Origin of the sequence: Mycobacteroides saopaulense, from assembly GCF_001456355.1 — a bacterium.
Classification (GTDB): Bacteria; Actinomycetota; Actinomycetes; order Mycobacteriales; family Mycobacteriaceae; genus Mycobacterium; species Mycobacterium saopaulense.
Genome location: NZ_CP010271.1, coordinates 1,050,192 through 1,073,478, shown reverse-complemented (window position 1 = coordinate 1,073,478; position 23,287 = coordinate 1,050,192). Strand labels below are relative to the sequence as shown.

General features: G+C 66.2%; 28 protein-coding genes. 17 read left to right on the top strand and 11 right to left on the bottom strand.

All coding sequences use genetic code 11. The features are described 5' to 3' along the window. Positions 1-12: 12 nt before the first annotated feature. Both MYCSP_RS05390 and greA read left to right on the top strand, forming a co-directional pair. Entirely contained in the window at positions 13-432 is a 420-nt protein-coding gene (locus MYCSP_RS05390; RefSeq protein ID WP_070912810.1) for a DUF4307 domain-containing protein, read from the top strand. A 265-nt stretch (positions 433-697) separates the two neighbouring features. Beyond that, the gene (gene greA / locus MYCSP_RS05385) at positions 698-1,192 is read left to right on the top strand and encodes a transcription elongation factor GreA (RefSeq protein WP_070912811.1); all 495 of its coding nucleotides are present in this window, start codon (positions 698-700) and stop codon (positions 1,190-1,192) included. Positions 1,193-1,200: 8 nt separating this feature from the next. On the opposite strand, the gene ilvA is transcribed toward greA, so the two are convergent. After that, positions 1,201-2,349, bottom strand: coding sequence for a threonine ammonia-lyase (gene ilvA / locus MYCSP_RS05380; protein WP_234809129.1), 1,149 nt, complete (start codon positions 2,347-2,349; stop codon positions 1,201-1,203). Between ilvA and MYCSP_RS23455 the strand changes: the two genes are divergently transcribed. Next, positions 2,311-2,526 carry a hypothetical protein gene (locus tag MYCSP_RS23455; protein WP_234795578.1) on the top strand — a complete coding sequence of 72 codons (216 nt, stop codon included), beginning with the start codon at positions 2,311-2,313 and terminating at the stop codon, positions 2,524-2,526. The genes ilvA and MYCSP_RS23455 overlap by 39 nt on opposite strands. Beyond that, the gene (locus MYCSP_RS05375) at positions 2,487-3,158 is read left to right on the top strand and encodes a GOLPH3/VPS74 family protein (RefSeq protein WP_083014614.1); all 672 of its coding nucleotides are present in this window, start codon (positions 2,487-2,489) and stop codon (positions 3,156-3,158) included. The genes MYCSP_RS23455 and MYCSP_RS05375 overlap by 40 nt, the downstream gene beginning before the upstream one ends. Here MYCSP_RS05375 and MYCSP_RS05370 read toward each other — a convergent pair. The 4 genes from MYCSP_RS05370 to MYCSP_RS05355 form a co-directional block, all read right to left on the bottom strand. Further along, entirely contained in the window at positions 3,155-4,327 is a 1,173-nt protein-coding gene (locus MYCSP_RS05370; protein WP_088413337.1) for a cystathionine gamma-synthase, read from the bottom strand. The genes MYCSP_RS05375 and MYCSP_RS05370 overlap by 4 nt on opposite strands. Before the next feature lie 64 nt (positions 4,328-4,391). Next, on the bottom strand, positions 4,392-4,970 hold the full coding sequence (locus MYCSP_RS05365; RefSeq protein ID WP_088413336.1) for an RDD family protein: 579 nt from the start codon (positions 4,968-4,970) through the stop codon (positions 4,392-4,394). 106 nt (positions 4,971-5,076) lie between these two features. Further along, positions 5,077-6,486, bottom strand: coding sequence for a cystathionine beta-synthase (locus tag MYCSP_RS05360; protein ID WP_070912816.1), 1,410 nt, complete (start codon positions 6,484-6,486; stop codon positions 5,077-5,079). A gap of 56 nt (positions 6,487-6,542) precedes the next feature. Continuing rightward, positions 6,543-7,628, bottom strand: a complete 1,086-nt coding sequence (locus tag MYCSP_RS05355) for an alpha/beta hydrolase (RefSeq protein WP_088413335.1) — start codon at positions 7,626-7,628, stop codon at positions 6,543-6,545. A 190-nt stretch (positions 7,629-7,818) separates the two neighbouring features. On the opposite strand from MYCSP_RS05355, the gene MYCSP_RS05350 reads away from it, so the two are divergent. The 3 genes from MYCSP_RS05350 (at position 7,819) to purT (ending at position 11,401) form a co-directional block, all read left to right on the top strand. After that, positions 7,819-8,814: an SGNH/GDSL hydrolase family protein gene (locus tag MYCSP_RS05350; protein ID WP_070912983.1), complete on the top strand. Its 996-nt coding sequence runs from the start codon at positions 7,819-7,821 to the stop codon at positions 8,812-8,814. Positions 8,815-8,864: 50 nt separating this feature from the next. Next, a complete protein-coding gene (locus tag MYCSP_RS05345; protein ID WP_070912818.1) occupies positions 8,865-10,082 on the top strand; it encodes an acetyl-CoA C-acetyltransferase in 1,218 nt (405 codons plus the stop codon). Positions 10,083-10,192: 110 nt separating this feature from the next. Then, entirely contained in the window at positions 10,193-11,401 is a 1,209-nt protein-coding gene (gene purT / locus MYCSP_RS05340) for a formate-dependent phosphoribosylglycinamide formyltransferase (protein WP_088413334.1), read from the top strand. A gap of 53 nt (positions 11,402-11,454) precedes the next feature. On the opposite strand, the gene MYCSP_RS05335 is transcribed toward purT, so the two are convergent. Further along, the gene (locus tag MYCSP_RS05335; protein WP_088413333.1) at positions 11,455-12,306 is read right to left on the bottom strand and encodes a Bax inhibitor-1/YccA family protein; all 852 of its coding nucleotides are present in this window, start codon (positions 12,304-12,306) and stop codon (positions 11,455-11,457) included. 267 nt (positions 12,307-12,573) lie between these two features. Between MYCSP_RS05335 and MYCSP_RS05325 the strand changes: the two genes are divergently transcribed. The 6 genes from MYCSP_RS05325 to MYCSP_RS05300 are packed head-to-tail and all read left to right on the top strand — an operon-like array spanning position 12,574 to position 18,417. Next, positions 12,574-14,079 (top strand): CoA-acylating methylmalonate-semialdehyde dehydrogenase, encoded by a 1,506-nt coding sequence (locus MYCSP_RS05325; RefSeq protein ID WP_088413331.1) that lies wholly within the window; start codon positions 12,574-12,576, stop codon positions 14,077-14,079. A gap of 11 nt (positions 14,080-14,090) precedes the next feature. Beyond that, on the top strand, positions 14,091-15,239 hold the full coding sequence (locus MYCSP_RS05320; RefSeq protein ID WP_088413330.1) for an isobutyryl-CoA dehydrogenase: 1,149 nt from the start codon (positions 14,091-14,093) through the stop codon (positions 15,237-15,239). After that, positions 15,236-16,267, top strand: a complete 1,032-nt coding sequence (locus MYCSP_RS05315; protein WP_070912823.1) for an enoyl-CoA hydratase/isomerase family protein — start codon at positions 15,236-15,238, stop codon at positions 16,265-16,267. The genes MYCSP_RS05320 and MYCSP_RS05315 overlap by 4 nt, the downstream gene beginning before the upstream one ends. Further along, on the top strand, positions 16,264-17,145 hold the full coding sequence (gene mmsB, locus MYCSP_RS05310) for a 3-hydroxyisobutyrate dehydrogenase (RefSeq protein WP_070912984.1): 882 nt from the start codon (positions 16,264-16,266) through the stop codon (positions 17,143-17,145). Before MYCSP_RS05315 ends, mmsB begins: the two co-directional genes overlap by 4 nt. Next, positions 17,142-17,915, top strand: coding sequence for an enoyl-CoA hydratase (locus tag MYCSP_RS05305; RefSeq protein WP_070912824.1), 774 nt, complete (start codon positions 17,142-17,144; stop codon positions 17,913-17,915). The genes mmsB and MYCSP_RS05305 overlap by 4 nt, the downstream gene beginning before the upstream one ends. 4 nt (positions 17,916-17,919) lie before the next feature. After that, positions 17,920-18,417 (top strand): MarR family winged helix-turn-helix transcriptional regulator, encoded by a 498-nt coding sequence (locus tag MYCSP_RS05300; protein WP_070912825.1) that lies wholly within the window; start codon positions 17,920-17,922, stop codon positions 18,415-18,417. Positions 18,418-18,601: 184 nt separating this feature from the next. Here the strand turns inward: MYCSP_RS05300 and MYCSP_RS05295 are convergent, their stop codons facing one another. After that, on the bottom strand, positions 18,602-18,982 hold the full coding sequence (locus MYCSP_RS05295; RefSeq protein ID WP_070912826.1) for a rhodanese-like domain-containing protein: 381 nt from the start codon (positions 18,980-18,982) through the stop codon (positions 18,602-18,604). Beyond that, complete coding sequence (locus MYCSP_RS05290; RefSeq protein ID WP_083014582.1) at positions 18,979-19,539, bottom strand: cysteine dioxygenase; 561 nt, start codon at positions 19,537-19,539, stop codon at positions 18,979-18,981. The genes MYCSP_RS05295 and MYCSP_RS05290 overlap by 4 nt, the downstream gene beginning before the upstream one ends. Before the next feature lie 143 nt (positions 19,540-19,682). On the opposite strand from MYCSP_RS05290, the gene MYCSP_RS05285 reads away from it, so the two are divergent. From MYCSP_RS05285 to MYCSP_RS05270, 4 genes are all read left to right on the top strand, one after another. Then, the gene (locus MYCSP_RS05285) at positions 19,683-20,165 is read left to right on the top strand and encodes a lipoprotein LpqV (protein WP_083336219.1); all 483 of its coding nucleotides are present in this window, start codon (positions 19,683-19,685) and stop codon (positions 20,163-20,165) included. Between the two features lie 161 nt (positions 20,166-20,326). Continuing rightward, complete coding sequence (locus tag MYCSP_RS05280; RefSeq protein WP_070912828.1) at positions 20,327-20,914, top strand: hypothetical protein; 588 nt, start codon at positions 20,327-20,329, stop codon at positions 20,912-20,914. After that, positions 20,907-21,383, top strand: coding sequence for a hypothetical protein (locus MYCSP_RS05275; RefSeq protein ID WP_070912829.1), 477 nt, complete (start codon positions 20,907-20,909; stop codon positions 21,381-21,383). Before MYCSP_RS05280 ends, MYCSP_RS05275 begins: the two co-directional genes overlap by 8 nt. A 158-nt stretch (positions 21,384-21,541) precedes the next feature. Continuing rightward, positions 21,542-22,156, top strand: coding sequence for an LGFP repeat-containing protein (locus MYCSP_RS05270; protein ID WP_083336220.1), 615 nt, complete (start codon positions 21,542-21,544; stop codon positions 22,154-22,156). A 30-nt stretch (positions 22,157-22,186) separates the two neighbouring features. Here the strand turns inward: MYCSP_RS05270 and MYCSP_RS05265 are convergent, their stop codons facing one another. Genes MYCSP_RS05265 through MYCSP_RS05255 form a run of 3 tightly spaced genes read right to left on the bottom strand, consistent with a single transcriptional unit; the run spans position 22,187 to position 23,245 of the window. Beyond that, the gene (locus tag MYCSP_RS05265) at positions 22,187-22,570 is read right to left on the bottom strand and encodes a hypothetical protein (protein WP_070912830.1); all 384 of its coding nucleotides are present in this window, start codon (positions 22,568-22,570) and stop codon (positions 22,187-22,189) included. A 35-nt stretch (positions 22,571-22,605) separates the two neighbouring features. Then, positions 22,606-22,995, bottom strand: coding sequence for a VOC family protein (locus MYCSP_RS05260; RefSeq protein ID WP_083014575.1), 390 nt, complete (start codon positions 22,993-22,995; stop codon positions 22,606-22,608). Positions 22,996-23,005: 10 nt separating this feature from the next. After that, positions 23,006-23,245, bottom strand: coding sequence for a hypothetical protein (locus tag MYCSP_RS05255; protein ID WP_070912832.1), 240 nt, complete (start codon positions 23,243-23,245; stop codon positions 23,006-23,008). Positions 23,246-23,287 lie beyond the last annotated feature (42 nt).

Sequence of the window (23,287 nt, the reverse complement as noted above, 5' to 3'; positions counted from 1 at the left end):
ACGGTTGGTTCCATGGACAGGCCGCAAGAGCGATACGGCACCAAGCCCGCCAGGCCCGGCCGCGGCCGCTGGATCGCCATCGGGCTGACCGCATTGGTGATCGTGGCCGGGGTCGGGATCGCTGCGATCGGATATAGCCGATTGGGCCCCGGAGACGTCAAGGGCGAACTTTCCGCCTACAAGCTGGTGGACTCCTCGACGGTCTCCGTTACTGCCTCGGTGGAACGTAAAGACCCGTCCAAGCCCGCGGTCTGCATCCTGCGCGCCCGCTCCATCGACGGCAGCGAGACGGGACGGCGCGAGGTGCTGGTGCCGCCGTCCTCGGAACGATCCGTGCCGGTCACAGCCCTGGTAAAGACGACGCGGCCCCCGGTGACCGGGGATGTCTACGGCTGCAGCCTGGCGGTTCCGCCCTATCTGATCGCATCCTGACCCAAAACTGCCCGCGATCGGCCCAGCAGAACGGCGCCGACCGCCATCAGCCACACGTCGGCAACGTTCACATCGGGCAAACCTCCATCAAAAATGGGCTGAACATCACAGCGACAGTGGTATGCTGGGCGGATACACGGATCCCTGCTGGGACCGTGTATTGCTGCATTTTGGAGAGTCAAACCCGCAGCAATGCACCCAACCCGGCACCCGATAGATGAGCGCCAGTGGACGTTGCTGGCCTGAGACAAGGAGTACCTGCACCATGACCGACACCCAGGTGACCTGGCTGACCCAGGAGTCACATGATCGGCTCAAGGCGGAACTCGACCAACTGATCGCCAACCGCCCCGTCATCGCCGCCGAGATCAACGAGCGCCGCGAAGAGGGAGACCTGCGCGAGAACGGCGGCTACCACGCTGCCCGCGAAGAACAGGGCCAGCAGGAGGCGCGCATCCGTCAGCTGCAGGAACTGCTGAACAACGCCAAGGTGGGTGAGGCACCGACACAGTCCGGCGTCGCGCTGCCCGGTTCCGTCGTCAAGGTCTACTACGACGGCGACAAGGGCGACACCGAGACCTTCCTGATCGCCACCCGCCAGGAGGGCGTCAAGGACGGCAAGCTCGAGGTGTACTCACCCAGCTCACCGCTCGGTGGGGCCCTGATCGACGCCAAGGTCGGCGAGACCCGCAGCTACACGGTGCCCAACGGCACCGAGGTGAAGGTGACGCTGGTCAGCGCCGAGCCTTACCACGAGTAAGGATTCACCTACCGCTCTTCTTGAACCGTCAGGCCGGCCGCGACGATTGCGTCGAGGACGGCCTGACGGTGTTCTGGGCCCCGTGTCTCGACGGTCGCCAACACATCCACCTCGCCCAGCCGCAGCCGCTCACTGTTGCGCCAGTGCGTGACGTCCACGACGCTGGCACCGGACCCCCGGAACACGTCCAGGAGACCCGAGAGACCACCCGGCGCGTCGGCCACGGTCACCCGCACCGTCAGATACCTCCCGGCCGCCCGCAGACCGTGCGTTATGACATGGGTGAGCAGCAGCGGGTCGATGTTTCCGCCCGAGAGCACCGCGCACACCGATCCGGTGAGGCCCAGCTCCTCGGCGGACAGGGTGAGCAGGGCGGCCACCGCGGCGGCACCGGCCGGTTCCACCACCAGCTTGGCCCGCTCCAGGCAGAGCAGCAGCCCGCGCGAGAGCGCCTCCTCGCTGACCGTCACCACGTCGTCGACCAAAGCGGCCACATGCTCGAAAGGGACCGCACCCGGCTTGCCGACCGCGATGCCGTCGGCCATGGTCTCCATGGACTCCAGCGCCACCGGATGCCCGGCTTTGAGCGACACCGGCCAGGCGGCCGCCCCCGCGGCCTGCACCGCGACGATCCGCACCTCCGGCCGGGCGGCCTTGACCACCGCCGCGATACCCGCGACGAGCCCGCCACCACCCGCGGGCACCACGATGGTGCCCACCTCCGGAAGCTGCTCCAAGATCTCCAGCCCGACGGTGGCCTGCCCGGCGACGACGTCGCGATGATCGAACGGATGGATCAGTACCGCTCCGGTCTCGGCTGCGAACTCCGTGGCGGCCAGCAGCGCGTCGTCGATGGTGGCACCGGTGAGGTGCACGGTCGCGCCGTAGGCGCGGGTCGCGACGATCTTGGGCAGCGCGGCCCCGACCGGCATGAACACCGTGGACTGAATGCCCAGCGTGGTCGCGGCCCAGGCCACGCCCTGGGCGTGATTACCGGCACTGGCCGCCACCACGCCGTTCACCCGCTGGTCACCGGGTAGCAGGCTGATCCGGTTGTAGGCACCGCGCGGTTTGAAAGATCCTGTGCGTTGCAAGTTTTCACACTTGAGCCGCACCTCGTGCCCGCAGCGGTCGCTGAGCGCACGGAAGGCCACCATCGGTGTGCGCCGTATCACAGGGGCCAGGCGATCGGCCACCTCCTGAATCTCCTGGACCGACACCAACCCTGTTGCTCCCGCTGCCTCAATGCCCATGCCAGGCATCATGTCACCAGTTCTGCCGCTATTGTCCCCTCATGCCACAGATTGCGGAGGACCTCCTGCTTCTGTTGCTGAACAATGCCTCGGGACGGCCGCTGCTGGACAAGAATCGGCGCTCGCAGGCCCTGGCCGCCGCCATCGTGCTGGATCTTGCTCTGGCCCAACGCGTTCGACCGGCCACCCACGGCGAGCCGGCGAAGGCCGGCCATCTGCTGGTGCTCAACGCCCCGCATACGGGCGATCCGGTGCTCGACCGTGCCGTACACCGGCTCCGACGGCGGCCGATGAGCCCCGCCGAGGCGATCACCAAGGTCGGCCGCGGGGTGAACTCGCAGATGCTGCACCGGCTGGAGATCACCGGCGATATCCACACGGTCCGCATGGGCAGCCGACTCTTCCCCGAGAAGTACTGGCCGGTGACCAACAACGAACGCGCGAATGCCGTGCGCCAGGGCGTCACGGACGTGCTGTTCCACTACGCGCCGCCCGCGCCCAGCACCGCCGCGATCATCGCAGTGCTGCACGGGGTCAACGGATTCGACGCGATCTTGAGCCTCGATCCCGTCGGCAAGCAGCAGGTGTCCCGGTGGTCGCAGACCATCGCCGACGGCGGATGGGCGGCCCAGACTCGCGACAATCGCGGCCCGGCGGTCAATCTCGCGGTGACCGCCGCGGTGATCTCTGCGGCCCTGCATTCGATGAGCTAACGCAACGCCTGTTCCAGGTCGCCGATCAGGTCACCCACCTCTTCGATACCGACCGACAGCCGCACCAGATCCTCGGGCACCTCCAGCAGCGAGCCGGCCGTCGACGCGTGCGTCATAGCGCCCGGGTGCTCGATCAGCGACTCCACACCGCCCAAGGACTCAGCCAGAATGAAAAGTTCTGTTCGCGAGCACAAGTCGAGCGCAGCCTGTCGCCCGCCCGCCAATCGCACGCTGACCATGCCGCCGAATCCACGCATCTGCTTTGCCGCGACCGCGTGCCCGGGGTGGCTGTCCAGCCCCGGGTAGATCGTCTGCGCGACGGCCGGGTGACCGGCCAGGAACTCGGCGACCGCCTGGGCGTTCTCGCTGTGCCGCTGCATGCGCAAGGCCAGCGTCTTGATGCCCCGGTAGGTCAGGTAGGCATCGAACGGACCCGGCACGGCACCGGCGCCGTTCTGCAGGAACGCGAACGCGGTGTCCAGTTCCTCGTCGTTGGTGAGCAACGCGCCACCCACCACATCGGAATGTCCGCCGATGTATTTGGTGGTCGAATGCAGCGCGATGTCGGCGCCGAGGTTCAGCGGCTGCTGCAAGGCGGGCGAGGCGAAGGTGTTGTCCACCAAGAGCTTCACGGAGTGCTCGGTTGCCACCTGGGATACTGCCGCAATGTCGGCGATGCTCAGCAGGGGGTTGGTGGGTGTCTCCAGCCAGATCAGCTTGGTACTGGGGGTGATCGCCGCGGCAATGGCGTCGACATCGGCCACCGGCACCGGTGTATGACTAATTCCCCACTGCGAGAACACCTTGTCGATCAGGCGGAAGGTGCCGCCGTAGGCGTCGTTGGGGATGATCAGGTGATCGCCGGGCCGCAGCAGGGCGCGCAACACGCAGTCGGTGGCGGCCATCCCGGACGCGAACGCCCTGCCGAAGTGGGCGTCTTCCAGTGCCGCCAGGGAGGATTCGAGGACCGCACGCGTCGGGTTGCCGGTGCGTGCGTATTCGAAACCGCCACGCAGCTCACCGACGCCGTCCTGGGCGAAGGTCGAGCTGGCGTAGATCGGCACGTTCACCGCGCCGGTCTGCGGATCGGCGTGGAAGCCACCGTGGATGGCCCGTGTGGAAAACCCTTGCCACCGAGACGCGTCGGCGGCGCTGCGCTGCTCACTCATCGGGTCCGAGCCTATACCGGACCGGTGAAGGTGAGACAGCCCAGCGCCGCCTGACGGATTACTTCTACTTGGGAACGACGACGGTCTTCACTAGCATGTCGGCGATCGTCTGGCGCTTCGCGGTGAACAGCGGCAGCAAGAAGCCGATGTAACAGATGATCGCGTCAAGAATGTGAGCCAGCGATCGGACGACGGACATGCCAAATCCGATCGGCTGACCGGTCGCCTCTCCGAGGACCCGGATACCGAGCAGGCCCTTACCGATGCTCGATCCGGTGGTGCCCTGCTTCAAGCCCCAGTTCCAGATGAGCCATCCGATGCCCAGGAGCCAGAACACGAACAGCGCAGCGTAGCCGACGCCAGTGTATCCGGCGCTGCAGCTGGTGAAACTCATCCCGCCGCCGCTCATGGGATCTCCGTAGACCTCACCAACGCACTCGGTGTCGGACGTCATCGTCGCACCGGCGATCAGCTGGCCGATCCCAACGAGGATTGCGTACGGAATGAGATCGATGATCCAGGCACCGACACGCCGGATCCAGATTTCGAAATTACCGCCCGGCAGGGCTGGTGCACCGGCCGCCGGAGGAGGCGGCGGGTATGCACCCGGATCCTGCGGCGGGGGTGGTGGAACTTCGGTCACGATTGTCCTCCAGTTCGTATGACACGCCTGAGCGTCGAGCAACAGAGGACATTACGCGTTCAGCGTTTCCACAGGTTGGCTTCCGCGAAACGATTTGGCGCCAAATTCAGAGCCGTACGCCCCTACCCGAGGAAACGAATCCCAGCAGGTCGTGGCGGGTAATGACGCCGACGGGCTTGCCTTCGTCCACGACCATGACCGCATCGGTGTCGCGCAACATGGACCCCGCGGTGCTCAGCGGCTCACCGGAGCCCACCAGCGGCAACGGCGGACTCATGTGCTGAGACACCGCGTCGGCGAGTTGTGCCCGGCCCTCGAATACCGCTGACAGCAGCTCTCTTTCGGACACCGAGCCGGCCACCTCGCCGGCCATCACGGGCGGTTCGGCACCGACGACCGGCATCTGCGACACCCCGTACTCCCGCAGGATCTCGATGGCGTCGCGGACAGTCTCCGACGGGTGGGTATGCACCAAATCCGGTAGCGCCCCCGACTTTCCACGCAGCACGTCGCCGACGGTGGGCTCGGAGATGCTGCCGTCCAGACGGCTGCGCAGGAATCCATAGGAGGACATCCAGGCGTCGTTGAACACCTTGGACAGATATCCGCGTCCGCCGTCGGGAAGCAGCACCACCACCAGACCGTCGGGTCCGACCTTCTCCGCCAAACGAATTGCCGCGACCACCGCCATGCCGCAGGATCCGCCGACCAGCAGGCCCTCTTCGCGGGCGAGGCGGCGAGTCATCTCGAACGAGTCCGCATCCGATACCGCGATCACCTCGTCGACCACGCTGGGGTCGTACGCGGTGGGCCAAAAGTCCTCTCCCACACCCTCGACGAGGTACGGGCGGCCCGTACCACCGGAGTAGACGGATCCCTCCGGATCGGCACCGACGACCTTCACCTCGCCTATTGCGCGGCCCCCGGAGACCTCCTTGAGGTACCGGCCCGCGCCGGTGATGGTTCCGCCGGTGCCCACCCCGGCGACGAAATGGGTGATCTTGCCGTCGGTATCGGCCCAGATCTCCGGGCCGGTGGTCTCGTAGTGACTGGCGGGGCCGTTCGGATTGGAGTACTGATCGGGCTTCCAGGCGCCCTCGATCTCACGCACCAGCCGGTCCGAGACGTTGTAGTAGCTGTCGGGGTGCTCCGGCGGAACGGCCGTGGGGCACACCACGACCTCGGCACCATAGGCCCGCAACACATTCCGCTTGTCCTCGCTGACCTTGTCCGGGCACACGAATACGCAGCGATAACCCTTGCGCTGCGCGACCAGCGCCAATCCGACGCCGGTGTTACCCGACGTGGGTTCGACGATGGTGCCGCCGGGCTTGAGCAGGCCCGCCTCCTCGGCAGCCTCGATCATCTTGACGGCGATGCGGTCCTTGGAGCTGCCGCCGGGATTGAGGTATTCGATCTTGGCGGCCACCGTCGCGTATCCCTCGGGCACCACCGAGTTGAGCCGGACGAGGGGGGTGTTGCCGATCAGATCCGAGACATGCTGGGCGATGCGCATGCCGCTAACGCTATTAGACCGGCCAGCGGTCCGCGCACAGAGGACCTACCGCGGGATCAGACCGCGGCGGGTGCGACGAACTCTGCCGAGGCAGTCTCGGGCACCGCATCGCGGATGTACTGGCCGATTTGCGCCAGCGATCTCTTGGCCTCGGGCACGATCTTGGTGGCCACCTGGAAGACGTGCATCTGACCGGGCCAGACTTTGATCTCCACCGGAACACCCTGCTCGGCAAGGCGGCGCCCCAGCAGTCGGGCGTCGTAGAGCAGCACCTCCGAGCCGGAGCAGTGCACCAGCGTCTGCGGCATCCGGCCGTCGACCTTGTCGATGATCTCCCGCGGCGGGATACCACCACCGGCCTTGGTAAGAATCTTGTCGAGCGCCTCAAAGCAATTGGGCGGCAACATCACATCGGTCTTGGCGTTCTCATGGGCGACCTTGGGCGCGGGATCCAGCTCGATGAGCGGCGAGATGAGCGCCAGCGCGGCCGGCACCTCGCCGTCCTCCGCGAGGAGCCGCTGGGCCACCGCCACCGAGAGAAAACCGCCGGCCGAATCGCCCGCGAACACGATCTGCTCCGGCGCGTATCCCTGCCCGCGCAGCCAGCGGTACCCGTCGAGGCAATCGTCGATCGCCTGATCCAGGGAGGCCTTGGGCGGCATCCGGTAGTCGACCAGCAGACACGGCGCGTCGGCGTGCTGGGAAATGGTGGACACCAAGGCGCTGTGGGTGTTTGGCCCGCCCACGATGAACGCGCCACCGTGCAGGTACAACACCACGCGTCCGGTGCCGTCCGCCGGTCCGACGCCCTTGGCGCGAATCAACCGCGCATTGGTGTTCGGCAGGGTGACCGTCGCCTTGACCGTGCCGCGCGGGGGAACCAGGAAGCGGCCCAGCTCTTCGATCAGCCCAAACGGGTACGGAAGTGTGGGGGCGTGGCTGCCGATCTGCAGCACCGTGCGCACCGTCATCCGGACACCGAAACCGAGTAGCCGCGCGGCCAGACTTGCCGCGTCCTCGATCACTTCGACGGCGGCGCCGTCGCTCATCGGGATGCTGCGGACCAGCGTATTCAGGGCACTCAGCGAGGATCCAGCAGACCCCGCAGGCCCATATTCGGGTGCGCGCTTCGGTGCGGTCATCTGTTCAGGCTCCTTTGCCTAGCCAGCGTCCTGTGCCACTGCAGACTGCTAGCTGCCAGCTAGCGTCCGATGGACTATACCTATCAACAAGCAACAAACCGCTTTCGATACCGCATCGTCCACGCCTCATTTCCCGTGTTGCTGGTCAGAGGACTGGCGCGGTGTGTCGCGGTCCGTGAAAATAGCCACCGTGAGCATCCTCGCCACACGGAGACGGACGATCTGGGCAGCCCTGAGCACCGGGGCCGCGGGCGCGGCGATGGGTACCGGGGTCTGGGGTGCGTACAGCTTCCTGAATGCGCAGGCCAGGCAGGTGCGCCGGGTAATCCCGAAGACCCACGACGCTCCCCCGGTCGCCGACGGCGTGTACGAGCGCGGCGGCGCTCCGGTGACCAAATACAGCCGTGGCGTGCAGTACGACCTGCATCTGGCGATTTTCGGGGATTCGACGGCCACGGGCTACGGCTGCCACATCCCCGACGAGGTGCCCGGCGTGCTGCTGGCACGTGGCTTGGCCGAAGAGTCGGGTAAGCGAATCCGGCTGTCCACCAAGGCGATATCGGGGGCGACCTCCAAGGGCCTGGCCGCACAGATCGACGCCATGTCGATCATCGGCCCGCCGCCGGATGCCGCGGTGATGATGATCGGCGCGAACGACGTGACCTCGCTCAACGCGGTGCGGGCTTCCGCGCAGCGTCTGGGCGATGCGGTGCGCCGTCTGCGCGCCGCCGGCGCGGTTGTGGTGGTGGGTACCTGCCCCGACTTCGGCGTGATCACCGCCATACCGCAGCCGCTGCGGGCGGTGGTGCGCTCCCGCGGGCTACGCCTGGCTCACTTCCAGGCCGCGGCGGTGCGAGCCAGCGGCGGCGTCCCCGTTCCGCTTGCCGACCTGCTGGCCCCGGAGTTCCTGCAGGCACCAGAAGAGATGTTCGCCGACGACCACTATCACCCCTCGGCCGCCGGATATGCGCTGGCAGCGCGGCTGTTGTTGCCGGCCCTGGCGAATTCGCTCGGCGAATGGACCGGTGGACCCATCCCGGATTTGCCATGGGTGTCTGCCGCTGCCGAATCGCAGACGATGAGCGCCCGGATACGCGTCCTGGGCCGAATCTGGCGGCGCAACGTCACGGAGATCGCCACCGGCGTCGACGAGCCCGACGATCTGCCCGCCGTATCGCTGCATTAGATTCCTGGGGAGTAGAACCAGTACTAAATCCCCGATATTCAGGAGTTTTCATGCCCGAAGCCGTGATCGTTTCCCTTGCCCGCTCTCCGATCGGGCGCGCCGGCAAGGGCTCGCTGGTGAGCATGCGGCCGGATGACCTGGCCGCCCAGATGGTGCGCGCCGCCCTCGACAAGGTGCCCGCACTCGACCCCAAGGACGTCGACGACCTGATGCTCGGCTGCGGCCAGCCCGGCGGTGAGGCCGGCTTCAACATCGGTCGTGCCGTGGCGGTGCAGCTGGGCTACGACTTCATGCCCGGCACCACTGTCAACCGCTACTGCTCGTCCTCGTTGCAGACCACCCGCATGGCGTTCCACGCCATCAAGGCCGGCGAGGGCGATGTCTTCATTTCCGCTGGAGTGGAGACGGTTTCGCGCTTCCCGAAGGGCACCTCGGACGGCTGGCCGGACAGCCACAACCCGCTGTACGCCGACGCCGAGGCCCGCACCGCGACCGCCGCACAGGGTGCCACCGAGTGGCATGACCCGCGGGGCGACGGCCTGACCCCCGATGTCTACATCGCGATGGGCCAGACCGCCGAGAACGTGGCACTGCACACCGGCATCAGCCGCGAGGACCAGGACCACTGGGGCGTGCGCAGCCAGAACCGGGCCGAAAAGGCCATCGCCGATGGCTTTTTCGAGCGTGAGATCACCCCGGTGACCCTCGCCGACGGCACCGTGGTGTCCAAGGACGACGGCCCGCGCGCCGGCACCACCTACGAGGCGATCAGCCAGCTCAAGCCGGTGTTCCGCCCCAACGGCACCATCACCGCCGGTAACGCCTGCCCGCTCAACGACGGCGCCGCCGCGCTGGTCGTGATGAGTGACGTGCGCGCCAAGGAGCTGGGGCTGACCCCGCTGGCACGCATCGTCTCCACCGGTGTCTCGGGCCTGTCCCCGGAGATCATGGGTCTGGGACCGATCGAGGCCGTCAAGCGCGCACTGGCCAACGCGGGCAAGACGATCGGCGATATCGATCTGTTCGAGATCAACGAGGCGTTCGCGGTGCAGGTGCTGGGCTCGGCTCGCGAGCTGGGTATCGACGAGGACAAGCTCAACGTCTCCGGCGGTGCGATCGCCCTGGGTCACCCGTTCGGTATGACCGGTGCCCGCATCACCGCCACCCTGCTGAACAACCTGACCACCTACGACAAGACCTTTGGTGTCGAGACCATGTGTGTCGGCGGCGGCCAGGGTATGGCGATGGTCATCGAGCGGCTCTCCTAGTTCCCCCTTCTCGTCGACACGCCGTGTTGCGGCGGGTTCGTATCGCACGTTCCCGCCACAACACGGCGTGTCGGCGTTTGTGCCACCGGGCTCACTAGAATTCCGTCGCGATGACCACTATCGGAACTCCCCTGTCACCGTGCGCCACCCGAGTCATGCTGCTCGGGGCCGGCGAACTCGGCCGCGAGGTACTGATCGCCCTGCAGCGCCTGGGCGTCGAGACCATTGCCGTCGATCGCTACGAGAACGCGCCCGGCCACCAAATCGCCCACCATGCGCGCGTCATCTCGATGACCGATCCCGAGCAGTTGCGCGCCCTCATCGAAGCCGAGAAGCCCGACCTGGTGGTCCCCGAGATCGAGGCGATCGCCACCGCCACCCTGGAGGCGCTGGAGGCCGAGGGCGTGGTGCGCGTGATCCCGACCGCGCGCGCGGCGCGGCTGACGATGGACCGCGAAGGCATTCGCCGCCTGGCGGCCGAGACACTCGGATTGCCCACCAGCCCTTACAAATTCTGCGATTCGCTCGACGAGCTCCGGGCCGCGATCGACCCGGAATCCGGGGGCATCGGATACCCCTGCGTGGTCAAGCCACTGATGAGCAGCTCCGGCAAGGGGCAGAGCAGGCTGGACGGACCGGCCGACGTGCAGAACGCCTGGGACTACGCGATGGCGGGCAGCCGGGTGAGCAACAACCGGGTGATCGTCGAGGGATTCGTCGACTTCGACTACGAGATAACCCTTTTGACGGTCCGCGCACTGGGCACGGGTGGGCAGGTCGAGACGAACTTCTGCGCGCCGATCGGGCACCGGCAGGCCAACGGCGACTACGTCGAGAGCTGGCAGCCTCATCCGATGTCGGACGCCGCCCTGCGCAGTGCCGAGCACATCGCCCGGGCGGTCACCGAAAACCTGGGCGGGCAGGGAATTTTCGGTGTCGAATTGTTCGTCAAGGGCGATCAGGTGTACTTCAGCGAGGTGAGCCCGCGCCCGCACGACACCGGCATGGTCACCATGACCACGCAATGGCAGAACGAGTTCGAGTTGCACGCCCGCGCCATCCTCGGCCTGCCCGTCGACACGACATTGAAGTCCCCGGGGGCGAGCGCCGTGATCTATGGCGGAGTCGATGCTCAGGGTGTGGTGTTCGACGGTGTCGAGGAGGCCCTGCGGGTCCCGCGGACGGATCTGCGGTTGTTCGGTAAGCCGGAAAGCTTTGTCACCCGCCGCATGGGCGTGGCACTGGCACGCGACGAAGATGTGAATGCCGCGCGCCGCAACGCCGCCGAGGCCGCGAGCCGGGTCCGCGTTTCCGGCTGAAAGCATCACAAAGGGGCGCCCCTGCGCGGGACGCCCCTTTGTGATGCTTAGCGCTAGTCGTTCTGGAAGTAGCTCAGCAGTCGCAGGATCTCGACGTAGAGCCAGACCAGGGTGACGGCCAGGCCGAGGGCAATGCCCCAGGCGGCCTTCTCCGGCGCCCCGGCGCGCACCAGCTGATCGGCGGCGTCGAAGTCGACCAGGAAGCTGAACGCGGCGATGCCGATGCAGACCAGCGAGAAGATGATCGCGATCGGGCCACCGCTGCGCAGACCCATGTCGATGCCGAAGAAACCGAGCACCAGGTTGCCCATGGCCAGCACCAGCACGCCGACCAGGGAGGCCAGCAACATCCGCTGGAACTTGGGCGTCACGCGGATGGCGCCGGAGCGGTACACGAACAGCATGCCGATGAACACACCGACGGTGCCGAGGATCGCCTGGCCGATCAGCGCACCCGCGCTGGCTCCGCCGACACCCACGCTGGCCGGGATGACAAACGAGATGGCGCCGACGAAGAGGCCCTCGAGCGCCGCGTAGCTCAGCACGACGGCCGGGTTGTCCTGCTTACGTCCGAAGCTGGCGATCATCACCATGATGAAGCCGCCGATGCCGCCGACGGCAAGGAAAGGCAGGGCCAGCGCGGTGTTGGCGCTGATCAAGAAGAATGCCGCCGCGGCGACCGCGACGATCACACCGAGGGTGATGCCCGTCTTGGTCACCACATCGTCGATCGTCAGCGGCCGGGATACGCCGGCCTGCGCCTCGGGATACGCGGTGTACGGGTCCTGCCGCATCTGCTGAGCCGCCATGGCCCCAGCTCCTGCCGCACCTGCCCCGAACTGCGCATAGCCGCCACCCTCACGTCCGGGCAGCGTCCGAAGAATGGGATTGCTGGTGGTTCGCACCGTCGTGATCCTCTCCTGGAAGTGCGGTACCGCGATATGCGGTCTCGGTGATTCAACGCGCAGGCAAGGACAAGAGTTCCGGGTGCCCGGCCACGCGGTACGCCCAGACTACCGCCCGACCTACCTGGGCGTGGCAAATCCCTGTGAGATCACTGTGAACACTCGGGTTTTTACCTGGAAGTCCTACTAGACATTACCTGGATGTCCAACTAGATTCGGAAGCGTCGACCTCCCTGATTCCCACACCGTTTCCCAAGGGGCTACACCATGAGTTCGTTACCGCAATTAACACATTTCGTGGCCGGCAAGCGCGTTTCCGGCACCTCCGGCCGCTTCGCCGATGTCTTCGACCCCACGCAGGGCAAGCCGGTACGACAGGTGCCGCTGGCGGACGTTTCCGAAGTCGAGGCGGTCATCGCAAACGCGGCGGAAGCGCAGCCCGGCTGGGCCGCCCGCAACCCTCAGCAACGCGCTCGTGTGCTCGCCAAGTTCGTCGACTTGGTCCGCGCCGAGATCGACGACCTGGCCGCGATGCTGTCCCAGGAGCACGGCAAGACCCTCGCCGACGCCAAGGGTGACATCGAGCGCGGGCTTGAGGTCTGCGAATTCGCCACCGGCATCCCCCACCTCATCAAGGGCGAATGCACCAGCGGCGCGGGTACGGGCATCGACGTGTACTCCATCCGCCAACCCCTCGGCGTGGTCGCGGGCATCACCCCGTTCAACTTCCCGGCGATGATTCCGCTGTGGAAGGCCGGCCCGGCGCTGGCGTGTGGAAACGCCTTCGTCCTCAAGCCGTCCGAGCGCGACCCGTCGGTGCCTCTACGCCTGGCCGAGCTGTTCCTGGAGGCGGGTCTGCCTCCGGGCGTCTTCAACGTGGTCAACGGAGACAAGACCGCCGTGGATGCACTGCTGCACGATCCGCGTATCGCCGCGGTCGGATTCGTCGGCTCGACGCCGATCGCGCAGTACATCTACGAGACCGCAACCGCGAACGGCAAACGCGCCCAATGCTTTGGCGGGGCCAAGAACCACATGATCATCATGCCGGACGCCGACATCGACCAGGCCATCGATGCGTTGATTGGTGCCGGATACGGCTCCGCCGGTGAGCGCTGTATGGCGATCTCTGTCGCGGTTCCCGTCGGTGAATCCACCGCCGAACGGCTCGTGGACGGCCTGACCAAGCGGGCCCGCGAGCTAGTGGTCGGAGCATCCCTGGACGACGGTGTCGACTTCGGCCCGTTGGTCGGAGCCGACGCCCTCAAGCGCGTGCGTGACTACATCGACGTCGGAATCGCCGAGGGAGCCGAGCTGGTCCTGGACGGCCGCGACCTCAAGGTCGACGGGCACGAAGACGGGTTCTTCATCGGCGCATCGCTTTTCGACCACGTCACGCCCGAGATGCGCATCTACAAGGAAGAGATCTTCGGACCAGTGGTGTCGGTGGTTCGCGCCAAGGACTACGACGAGGCGGTGCGGCTGCCGTCCGAGCACGAGTTCGGAAACGGCGTCGCGATCTTCACCCGTGACGGCGACACCGCGCGCGACTTCTGCGCCAAGGTCAACACCGGAATGGTCGGCGTGAACGTCCCGATCCCGGTTCCCGTGGCGTACCACACCTTTGGCGGTTGGAAGCGGTCCGGATTCGGCGACCTCAACCAGCACGGACCCGACTCCATCCGGTTCTACACCAAGACCAAGACGGTGACCCAGCGCTGGCCTTCGGGCATCAAGGAAGGCGCCTCCTTTGTGATTCCGACCATGGACTGAGCGGGCTGTCCATGTTCAATCTGACCGACGAACAGCGCGAGATCTGGAATACGGCACGGGAGTTCGCCGATATCCACATAGCGCCCCACGCCCTGGACTGGGACCGCGACAAGTACTTCCCGGTCGAGGTGTTTCCCAAGGCCGCGGCCTTGGGCATGGGTGGCATCTACATCAACCCCGATGTCGGCGGCTCCGGACTGACCCGTCTGGACGCCTCCCTGATCTTCGAGGCGATGGCCACCGGATGCTCGGCCGTCTCGGCATTCATCTCCATCCACAACATGGCCGCATGGATGATCGACGAGTTCGGCGACGAGGAGCAGCGCCAACACTGGCTGCCCTCGATGTGCACCATGGAGACCATCGGGGCCTACTGCCTGACCGAGCCCGAATGTGGCAGTGACGCATCGGCTTTGCGGACCAGTGCGGTGCGCGATGGCGACGAGTACGTGCTCAACGGCGTCAAGCAGTTCATCTCCGGCGCCGGGGCCGCGGACCTGTACGTCGTGATGGCGCGCACCGGCGGCCCCGGACCGCGGGGCATCTCCACCATCGTGGTTCCCAAGGACACCCCCGGGCTGTCCTTCGGGCCGCCCGAACGCAAGATGGGCTGGCATGCGCAGCCGACCGCGCAGGTCATCTTCGAGGATGCTCGGGTTCCGGTGACCAACCGAATCGGCGAGGAGGGCATCGGGTTCACCATCGCGATGCGCGGCCTCAACGGCGGCCGGCTCAACATCGCGTCGTGTTCGCTCGGTGGTGCCCGCGCGGCGCTGGAGAAGTCGATCGAGTACCTACGCACGCGCAAGGCGTTCGGTGACGAGCTGATCAAGTTCCAGGCACTGCAATTCCGGCTTGCGGATATGGCCACCGAGCTCGAGGCCGCCCGCACCATGGTCTGGCGTGCGGCCTCCGCGGTGCATGAGGGCGATCCGCGCGCGGCGGAGCTGTGTGCCATGGCCAAACGCATTGCCACTGACGTAGGTTTCACGGTGGCCAACGAGGCATTGCAGCTACACGGCGGCTACGGCTACCTGGCCGAGTACGGCATCGAGAAGATCGTGCGCGACCTACGGGTGCACCAGATCCTGGAAGGAACCAACGAGATCATGCGAGTCATCGTGTCCCGCAAGCTTATCCAAGAAGGGCTTCCCGCGTGACGGATCAGATCCAGACCCGGGTCGAGAAGGGTGTCGGCCTGCTGACACTCAACCGCCCCAAGGCCATCAACTCATTGACCAACGACATGATCACCGCGATGTCCGCGGCCCTGTCCGAATGGGAGGCCGACGACGCGGTGCGCGCCGTGGTGCTCTCGGGCGCCGGGGAACGCGGTCTATGTGCCGGCGGCGACGTGGTGGAGATCCACAACAGCGCCAAGATCGACGGCGTCATCGCCCGCCGGTTCTTCCGCGAGGAGTACCAGCTCAACGCCCAGGTCGGCCGATTCTCGAAACCGTATGTCGCGCTGATGGACGGCATCGTGATGGGTGGCGGTGTCGGTGTGGCCGGACATGCCAACACCCGCATCGTGACGGACACCTCCAAGGTCGGTATGCCCGAGGTCGGGATCGGATTCATCCCGGACGTAGGCGGCACCTACCTGCTTTCCCGCGCCCCGGGTGAGCTCGGCCTGCACGCCGCGCTCACCGGTGCTCCGTTCTCCGGTGCCGACGCCATCGCGATGGGATTCGCCGACCACTACGTGCCGCATGACCGGCTGGAGAAGTTCACCAAGGCCATCATCGACAGCGATATTGCCACCGCACTCGCGGTCCATGGCGCGATTGCCCCATCGAGCGACCTTCTGACACAACGGAGCTGGATCGACGCCTGCTACGCCGGGGATTCCGTCGCCGACATCGTGGCCGCGCTGCAGTCCCACGGCGACGAGCGAGCACGTGCCGCCGCCGACCAGATACTGACCCGCTCCCCCATCGCCCTGTCGGTGACGCTCGCGGCGGTGCGGCGCGCCCGCGAGTTGCCCTCACTGGAAGCGGTTCTCACGCAGGAGTACCGGGTGTCCAGCCAATCGGTGCGCTCGCACGACCTCGTCGAGGGCATCAGGGCGCAGCTGGTCGACAAGGACCGCAACCCACAGTGGGATCCCAAGACACTCGCCGCCGTCACCGAGGCCGATGTCGAGGCCTTCTTCCAACCGGTCAGCGACGATTTGGAGTGGTCATGACCAACGTTGCCTTTATCGGGTTGGGCCACATGGGATTACCCATGGCGGTCAACCTGACCAAGGCCGGACACACCGTGGCCGCCTTCGACCTGTCCGAGCAGGCACGCGGCGCCGCCACCGAGGCGGGGGTGCCCCTGGCGGAGTCCGGCGCGGCGGCCGCCGCCACGGCCGACGTGGTGATCACCATGCTGCCCAAAGGTGAGCATGTACTCGCGGCCTATCAGGACCTGTTGCCCGCGGCGCGTCCGGGCACACTGTTCATCGACTCCTCGACCGTCGACGTGGCCGATGCCCGCGCCGCGCACGAGGCGGCCACCACGGCCGGACACCGCTTCGCCGATGCCCCGGTGTCCGGCGGCGTACCCGGTGCCACCGCGGCCACCCTGACGTTCATGGTGGGTGCCGACGACGCCGTATTCGCCGCCGCGGAACCGATTCTGGAGGTCATGGGCAAGCGCGTGGTGCACTGCGGCGGTCCCGGTGTGGGGCAGGCCGCGAAGATCTGCAACAACATGATCCTGGGCGTATCGATGATCGCGATCAGCGAAGCCTTCGTGCTGGGCGAGAAGCTCGGTCTGTCTCACCAGGCCCTGTTCGATGTCGCGGCCAATGCCTCGGGTCAGTGTTGGGCACTCACGTCGAACTGTCCCGTGCCCGGACCGGTGCCCACCAGCCCCGCCAATCGCGACTACACGCCGGGCTTCGCCGTTGCACTGATGGCCAAGGACCTCGGACTGGCGGCTAATGCGGTGCGCGCCAACGGGGTTGACGCCCAGTTGGGCCTGGCCGCCGCGCACATCTACGACGACTTCAATTCCACCGGAGGCTCCGGCCTAGACTTCTCGGCGATCTTCTCGCGAATCCAAGGAGCGTCATGACCTTCGAAACCATCCTCACCGAGCGCATCGACCGCGTTGCCGTCATCACCCTGAACCGACCCAAGGCGCTCAACGCGCTGAACTCGCAGGTGATGCACGAGGTAACCACCGCCGCAGCCGAATTCGACGCCGACCACGGCGTCGGCGCGATCATCATCACCGGCAGCGAGAAGGCCTTCGCCGCGGGCGCGGACATCAAGGAGATGTCCGAGCAGTCGTTCAGCGACATGTTCGGATCCGACTTCTTCGCCGCCTGGGGCAAGCTGGGCGCCGTACGCACGCCGACGATCGCCGCGGTGAGCGGATACGCCCTCGGCGGCGGCTGTGAGCTGGCCATGATGTGCGACCTGATCATCGCCGCCGACAACGCCAAGTTCGGGCAGCCCGAGATCAAGCTGGGCGTGCTGCCGGGCATGGGCGGGTCTCAGCGGCTCACCCGCGCCATCGGCAAGGCGAAGGCCATGGACATGATCCTCACCGGCCGCAACATGGACGCCGCCGAGGCAGAGCGCAGTGGCCTGGTCTCGCGGGTGGTGGCCACCGAGAGCCTGCTCGACGAAGCCAAGGCTGTCGCCAAGACCATCTCCGAGATGTCGCTGTCGGCCTCGATGATGGCCAAGGAAGCCGTCAATCGCGCCTTCGAGTCCAGCCTGGCCGAGGGATTGCTGTTCGAGCGCAGGATCTTCCACTCGGCGTTCGGCACCGCTGACCAGTCCGAGGGTATGGCCGCGTTCGTCGAGAAGCGCCCCGCCAACTTCATTCACCGCTGAGCCCATGACCCTGCCGTTCGATCCCGTCGACGATGCCCATCGCCACTGGGTAGAAAACGGCTGGGGTGATGTCGCCGACGGGATGGCCGCCGTCACGTCGGTGATGCGGGCCCACCAGATCATGCTGGCGCGTGTCGAGGATGTACTGCGCCCGCATGGTCTGACTTTCTCCCGGTACGAGATGTTGATGCTGCTGTCCTTCAGCCGATCGGGCTCCATGCCGATGGCCAAAGCCAGTGCACGCCTTCAAGTCCACCCCACCTCGGTGACCAACACGGTGGATCGCCTGGAGGAGGCGGGGCTGGTGCGCCGGGTGCCCAACCCTGCCGACGGTCGCGGCACGCTGGTCGAGATCACCGACGCCGGGCGTGATCTCGGTGCGGTGGCGACCGCCGATCTGAACGCCAAGGTGTTCGCACAGATCGGACTCTCGCCGTCACGCACCCGCACGCTGGTGTCGGTACTGACTCATCTGCGCCGTGACGCGGGGGACTTCGGCTAGAGCCGGGCGTTCTTGACCGCACACCGTTGGTGCCCGCCTCTATGCGACAACCGCAGAGCGGACCAGCTCGGCCAGCTCGTTGTGGACCAGCTCGGCCGGATCGTTGTCGCATAGACGCGGGCAGTGCGTACACGTGCCTGTGCGGCGCCATCCGAACGTCGTGCCAGGGGCCCACGGCAGGGAGCTAGATCAGGATGCCCTTGTCCTTGAGCGCCTTGTACCCGCCGATGACATCGGTGGCGCGGTACAGGCCGATCTCCTGCAGTGAGGCAGCGGCCAGGCTGGAGGTGTAGCCCTCCTGGCACAGGATGACCCATTCCACGTCGTGATTGCCCGCCTGCGGGATTCTGGCGTCGCTTTCCGGGTCCAGGCGCCATTCCAGGACATTGCGCTCGATGACGAGGGCTTCCGCTATTTGACCGACCACCTCGCCCTCTTCGGCACGTTGCGCGGCGGGGCGAATGTCGACCAGAAACGCGCCGCGACCCAACGCCGTCGGCACCTCGTCGGCGGGCAGACGCCGCAGGCGACCGCGCGCCGTGGCCAGTAGATCGTGGATCGTCATGCCGCGGGCCCCTCCGGCTCGTCGGTGAGGATGGTGCGGCTACGCCGCAACGTGTTGGCCTGGGTCACTTCGTAGTACGACATCGCGGTGAGCGGCGGCGAGTAGGCGTGCACGCTGAGCGTGGGGCCGGTGGAGATGCGTATCGGGGCCTCTGGCGCGCGCATCACGTCGTGCACCCAGCCCAGCGGGAACCCGGCCTGATCGCCCGCATCGAGCCGACGGCGCACCAGTTGGCTTCCATCCCAGCGATATTCGTGCAGCGCCCCGCTGAGCACGGTCAGCGCACCCAACGATCCGCAATGGTCGTGCAATTCGGTGGACTTATCTGGGACCCAGCTGATCAGCCAGACGTCGAGCTCGTCGTCGGCGTGGATGCGGGTGGCCCAGCGCTCGTCGACGGGCAGGCCCCCGGCGGGCAGCAGGTGGTCGAAACGGCCGTGCAGGGCGTCGTCGGCACCCTCATCGGTGATGCGGAGTAGGTCCGGAAGCCGCAGTCGGGTGGGCGAGGATCCGGCGGAGGAATGGCGGCGCAGATCCAGGACAGATGCAGTGGTCATGAAGGCTCAATCGATGGCAGGGGCAGGGTGGTCGCGGCTAGCCGCGACAACACCCCTGAAAACCCCTGTGTCCCATCACAGGTGAAATGGTACCGGCGTTTTCCAGCGGTTTTCCCCTCCGAGCAAAAGCTCTGACTGAGTAAATGTTGCCGCTGGTAGGTACTTGCTACTTTGGAGTGGTGACCGTCCAAACTCGCATCGCCGCGACCTTGATGGCCCTCTGCGTCCCGTTGATCGGTGCGGCGTGCACGTCGAAGTCCGACGACCACGCAGACAAGGCGGCCCCGAGCGCGGTCTCCAACGCCACCACCACCCTCGCGACGCCCGCCGCGCAGCCTCCGGCCTCCGGCTCCGGACTGTCCCCCGCGGGCGTCACAACGTCTGTAGACGCCGCACCCAGTTCTCTGGAGGAGGAGTACTACCAGGCGTGCCGCGCGGCGGCTGACTGGATGACTGGCAAGGAAGACGGCCCCGCCCAGCTCGTGGAGGGGTACCTGCAGTCCATCCAGAGCACCGGCAAGGTGGGTCCCGGAACCTTTCACAAGACCTGGCACGAGCTGACCGCGGATCGGCAAGCCGCGGTGATCGTGGCGACGAACGCCGCGGCCGAGCAGCAGTGCGGATAATCCTTTGCGATTAAACAAAATTCGGTAGATCCGCCCCGTTCGCACCCTCCAGCAAAGCCACTTAGCAAACATGGAGTGCTGCGCGTAACCTGACCTTGGACGAACCCGTGCGCGGTGTTAGCATGCTGCGGTCAGTGCTCATGGGGTCACGGATGCAGTGAATGTGTCCACTCACCGAACGGACGGTAACGACGTTGGCAAATTCAGATCAGCTTCCCGCGAAGCCCACGCTGGTTCATTGGACGATCGTCGCTGCGGCGATTGTCGCAACGATCGTCGCAGCGGTTGTCGGCTTCACGGCGAGCGATACCGAACTCGCACGATTCGTACAGGGGATCGTCACGCCACTGCTGGCACTCGTCGCCGGAATCTTGATTGCCGATCTCTATCACCGCATTCAGCAGAGCAACAAGCTTGACCGCAATGTCGGGCAGTCTGCGTACGCGACGATGGTGACGCTGCAGGGCATGATGGACGTGGACAAGCACCTGGCGGCCGCCTCGAACGATCTCAACGAGGGCAACAAGCAGTCTGCCTCCAGCGCCCTCAACCTCGCGCTGACGATCAGCCGTCTGACTTTGCGCCACGCCTTCCAGGCCCTGCGCGAGTCCGAGAATGTGTCGAGCACCGCGGTGGCCAAGGCCAAGACCGATTTCTCGACGGCGGAGAACGCCGGACAGCCCGAGCGGCAAAAAATCGAGTCCGCGGCACGCCCGAACAACTACACCGTTGGCGTGGGCAATGCCTGAAGAGACGACGCCGGTGGAGCAATCGGCTGGTGAGCAGGAGCCCGAGCCCGTAGACCCGATCATCGGGAAGGTCGCCGATATCGTCGACCGCTACTCGGTGCTGGTCAACAAGGGTGATGACGCCGGTGTCGAGGTCGGGATGATCTTCTCGGTCATCGGCGCCACCGGGACCGCCGTGCGCGACCCCGAAACCGGTGAGGACCTGGGCACATTGCCCATCGAAAAGGCGCGTATCCGCGTCACCGAGGTGTACTCCAAGTTCTGCCAGGCCGAGACCTACCGCGTCACCGAGCCCGCCGTGGCCGGTCTGATCAGCGACATCTTGCAGGAGCAGTGGCCCGGAACCACCGACGACTTCGGTCGCGAGCAGTTCCAGCTCAACGTCGTGCCCACGCCCACCGTGCCGGAGGCAGCCGAGGTGCACATCGACGTCGGCGACTACGTCTGCGAGCTGACGCCGGCTTCCTGACCGTTCCTTTTATCGCCGAGCGCATACCTGGCGCACATATTCAGAGCCATTTGTGTGCATGCGGTATGCGTTCGGCGAATTAATGGCCGTTCTCCCGACAATTGGTGAACATCGAAAAACTCACCTAATTGCCACGCTTACATTGTTACGTTCAATTCATGGATACCAATCTGATGAAACGAGCAGCAGGCGCGGTCTCCATCGTTGCGATTTCCGCAGCGGTAGCTGTCGCCTGTTCACAGCAGGACAAAGACGCCGCCAAGGAGTCGCTATCCAGCGCGACGAGTGCGGCATCGTCGGCCATTAGCGCTGGTGGCAGCGCCGCGTCGAGCGCGGCCTCGTCGGCAAGCAGCGCGGTGTCGTCCGTGGTCGCCGGTGCGCCGTCCACCGTCAACGTGCCGGGAGTGGGCGATGTGACGCTGGAGCCGCCGGTCGCCGAGGCGTACACCAAGGCCGGTGGTGAGGCCAAGCTCGGCCTGCCGACGGGCCAGCCCGAAAAGGTGGGCGATGGCACGGTGCAGGCCTTCGCCAAGGGCACCATCTTCAGTTCGCCGTCCACCGGCGCGCACCTGGTGCAGGGCGAAATCCTGAAGGTGTACACAGCGCAGGGCGGAGCCGGTGGCACGCTCGGCTTCCCCACCGCCGACGAGGAAGAGACGGCCGGCGGACCCGATGTCGCCAAGGGCGGCTGGATCGGCGAATTCCAGAAGGGCACCATCACCTGGCTGAACCAGGGCGATGGAACCTTCAAGGAGACCGTCACCCAGAAGTAGCGGACGGGCTGCGGCGGGCGCGCTGAGTAGTCAGCGCCCGCGGCGGCCCCACTGCGGATTCTCCGCGGGCGACCAACCCGGCAGCGTGAGATCGGGCCAGGGCGGCCGACGGATGATGGCCGCCAGTCCCAACACCGCCGCGAGCAGGCCGGTGAGTATGCCCAAGGTCGAGGCCCGATCGGCGTTGAAGGCCGGGCGCCATTGCGCGTCCCCGTCTTTGACGACGAACACACCCAACGGCCTGGCGAGCGTCTCCAAGGGTTCACCTTCCGGACCGCGGCCCCGGCTGCGCACCTTGGCGACAGTGATGACCATGGTTCCGTCTGCCGTCGTGTACGGCTCGCCGTAGACGACGGACTTACCGTCGTCGGTCGCGAGCCCTTCGAACGAGTTTGGCAATTGCATGCCGCCCATTGTGGTCTCCTATGGCTCTCTCGGCGAGGCTTTCTTCAGGCCTCTGCACCCGAAAACAGGATCAGATTGCCGTCGGGGTCCCGCACGATGAAGGTGACGCTGCCCCACTCCTCGGTCTGTAGCGGCTGATGGAAGTCCACACCCGCGGCCCGATACTCGTCGTGCAGCGGACCCAGCTTGTACGCGGTGAGGGTCGCGGCAAGCGGATCATGTTCCGTGGCAAGGAAATTGCCGTCGAATACCGGACCGGTGACCTTGCGCAGATTCAGACTGGCCCCGCCGCGCCGCACCTGGCCGTAGAAGGCGGGCTCGCCGTAAGTGAAGGCCACTTCGAATCCGAGCTTGTCGACGTAGAACGCAACGGCGCGTTCCAGATCGCTGACGAACAGCTGCGGCTCGGCGGCGACAATCTCCGTGGACCCCATGGCCGAAACGCTACAACCATTTACCCGCGAACAGCTCCAGATGCCCGCACTTCGGGCACCGCCACGCCTCGATGGCGCGACGGCCGCCACTGCCTTTCGCACCGAAGAAGCCGATCTTGAGCGGGCCTTGCATCCACCGAACATGCCCGGCGGCGTACTGACCGCTGTCGTTGAGAAATCCGATCTCTGCTCCCTCGGTGCCGCATTGCGTGCAGCGCACGCTGGCCGGCCGATCCCCCGCATCATTCATATGCGAAGGCTATCGCTGCGGGGGCACCGGTGTGCGACCATC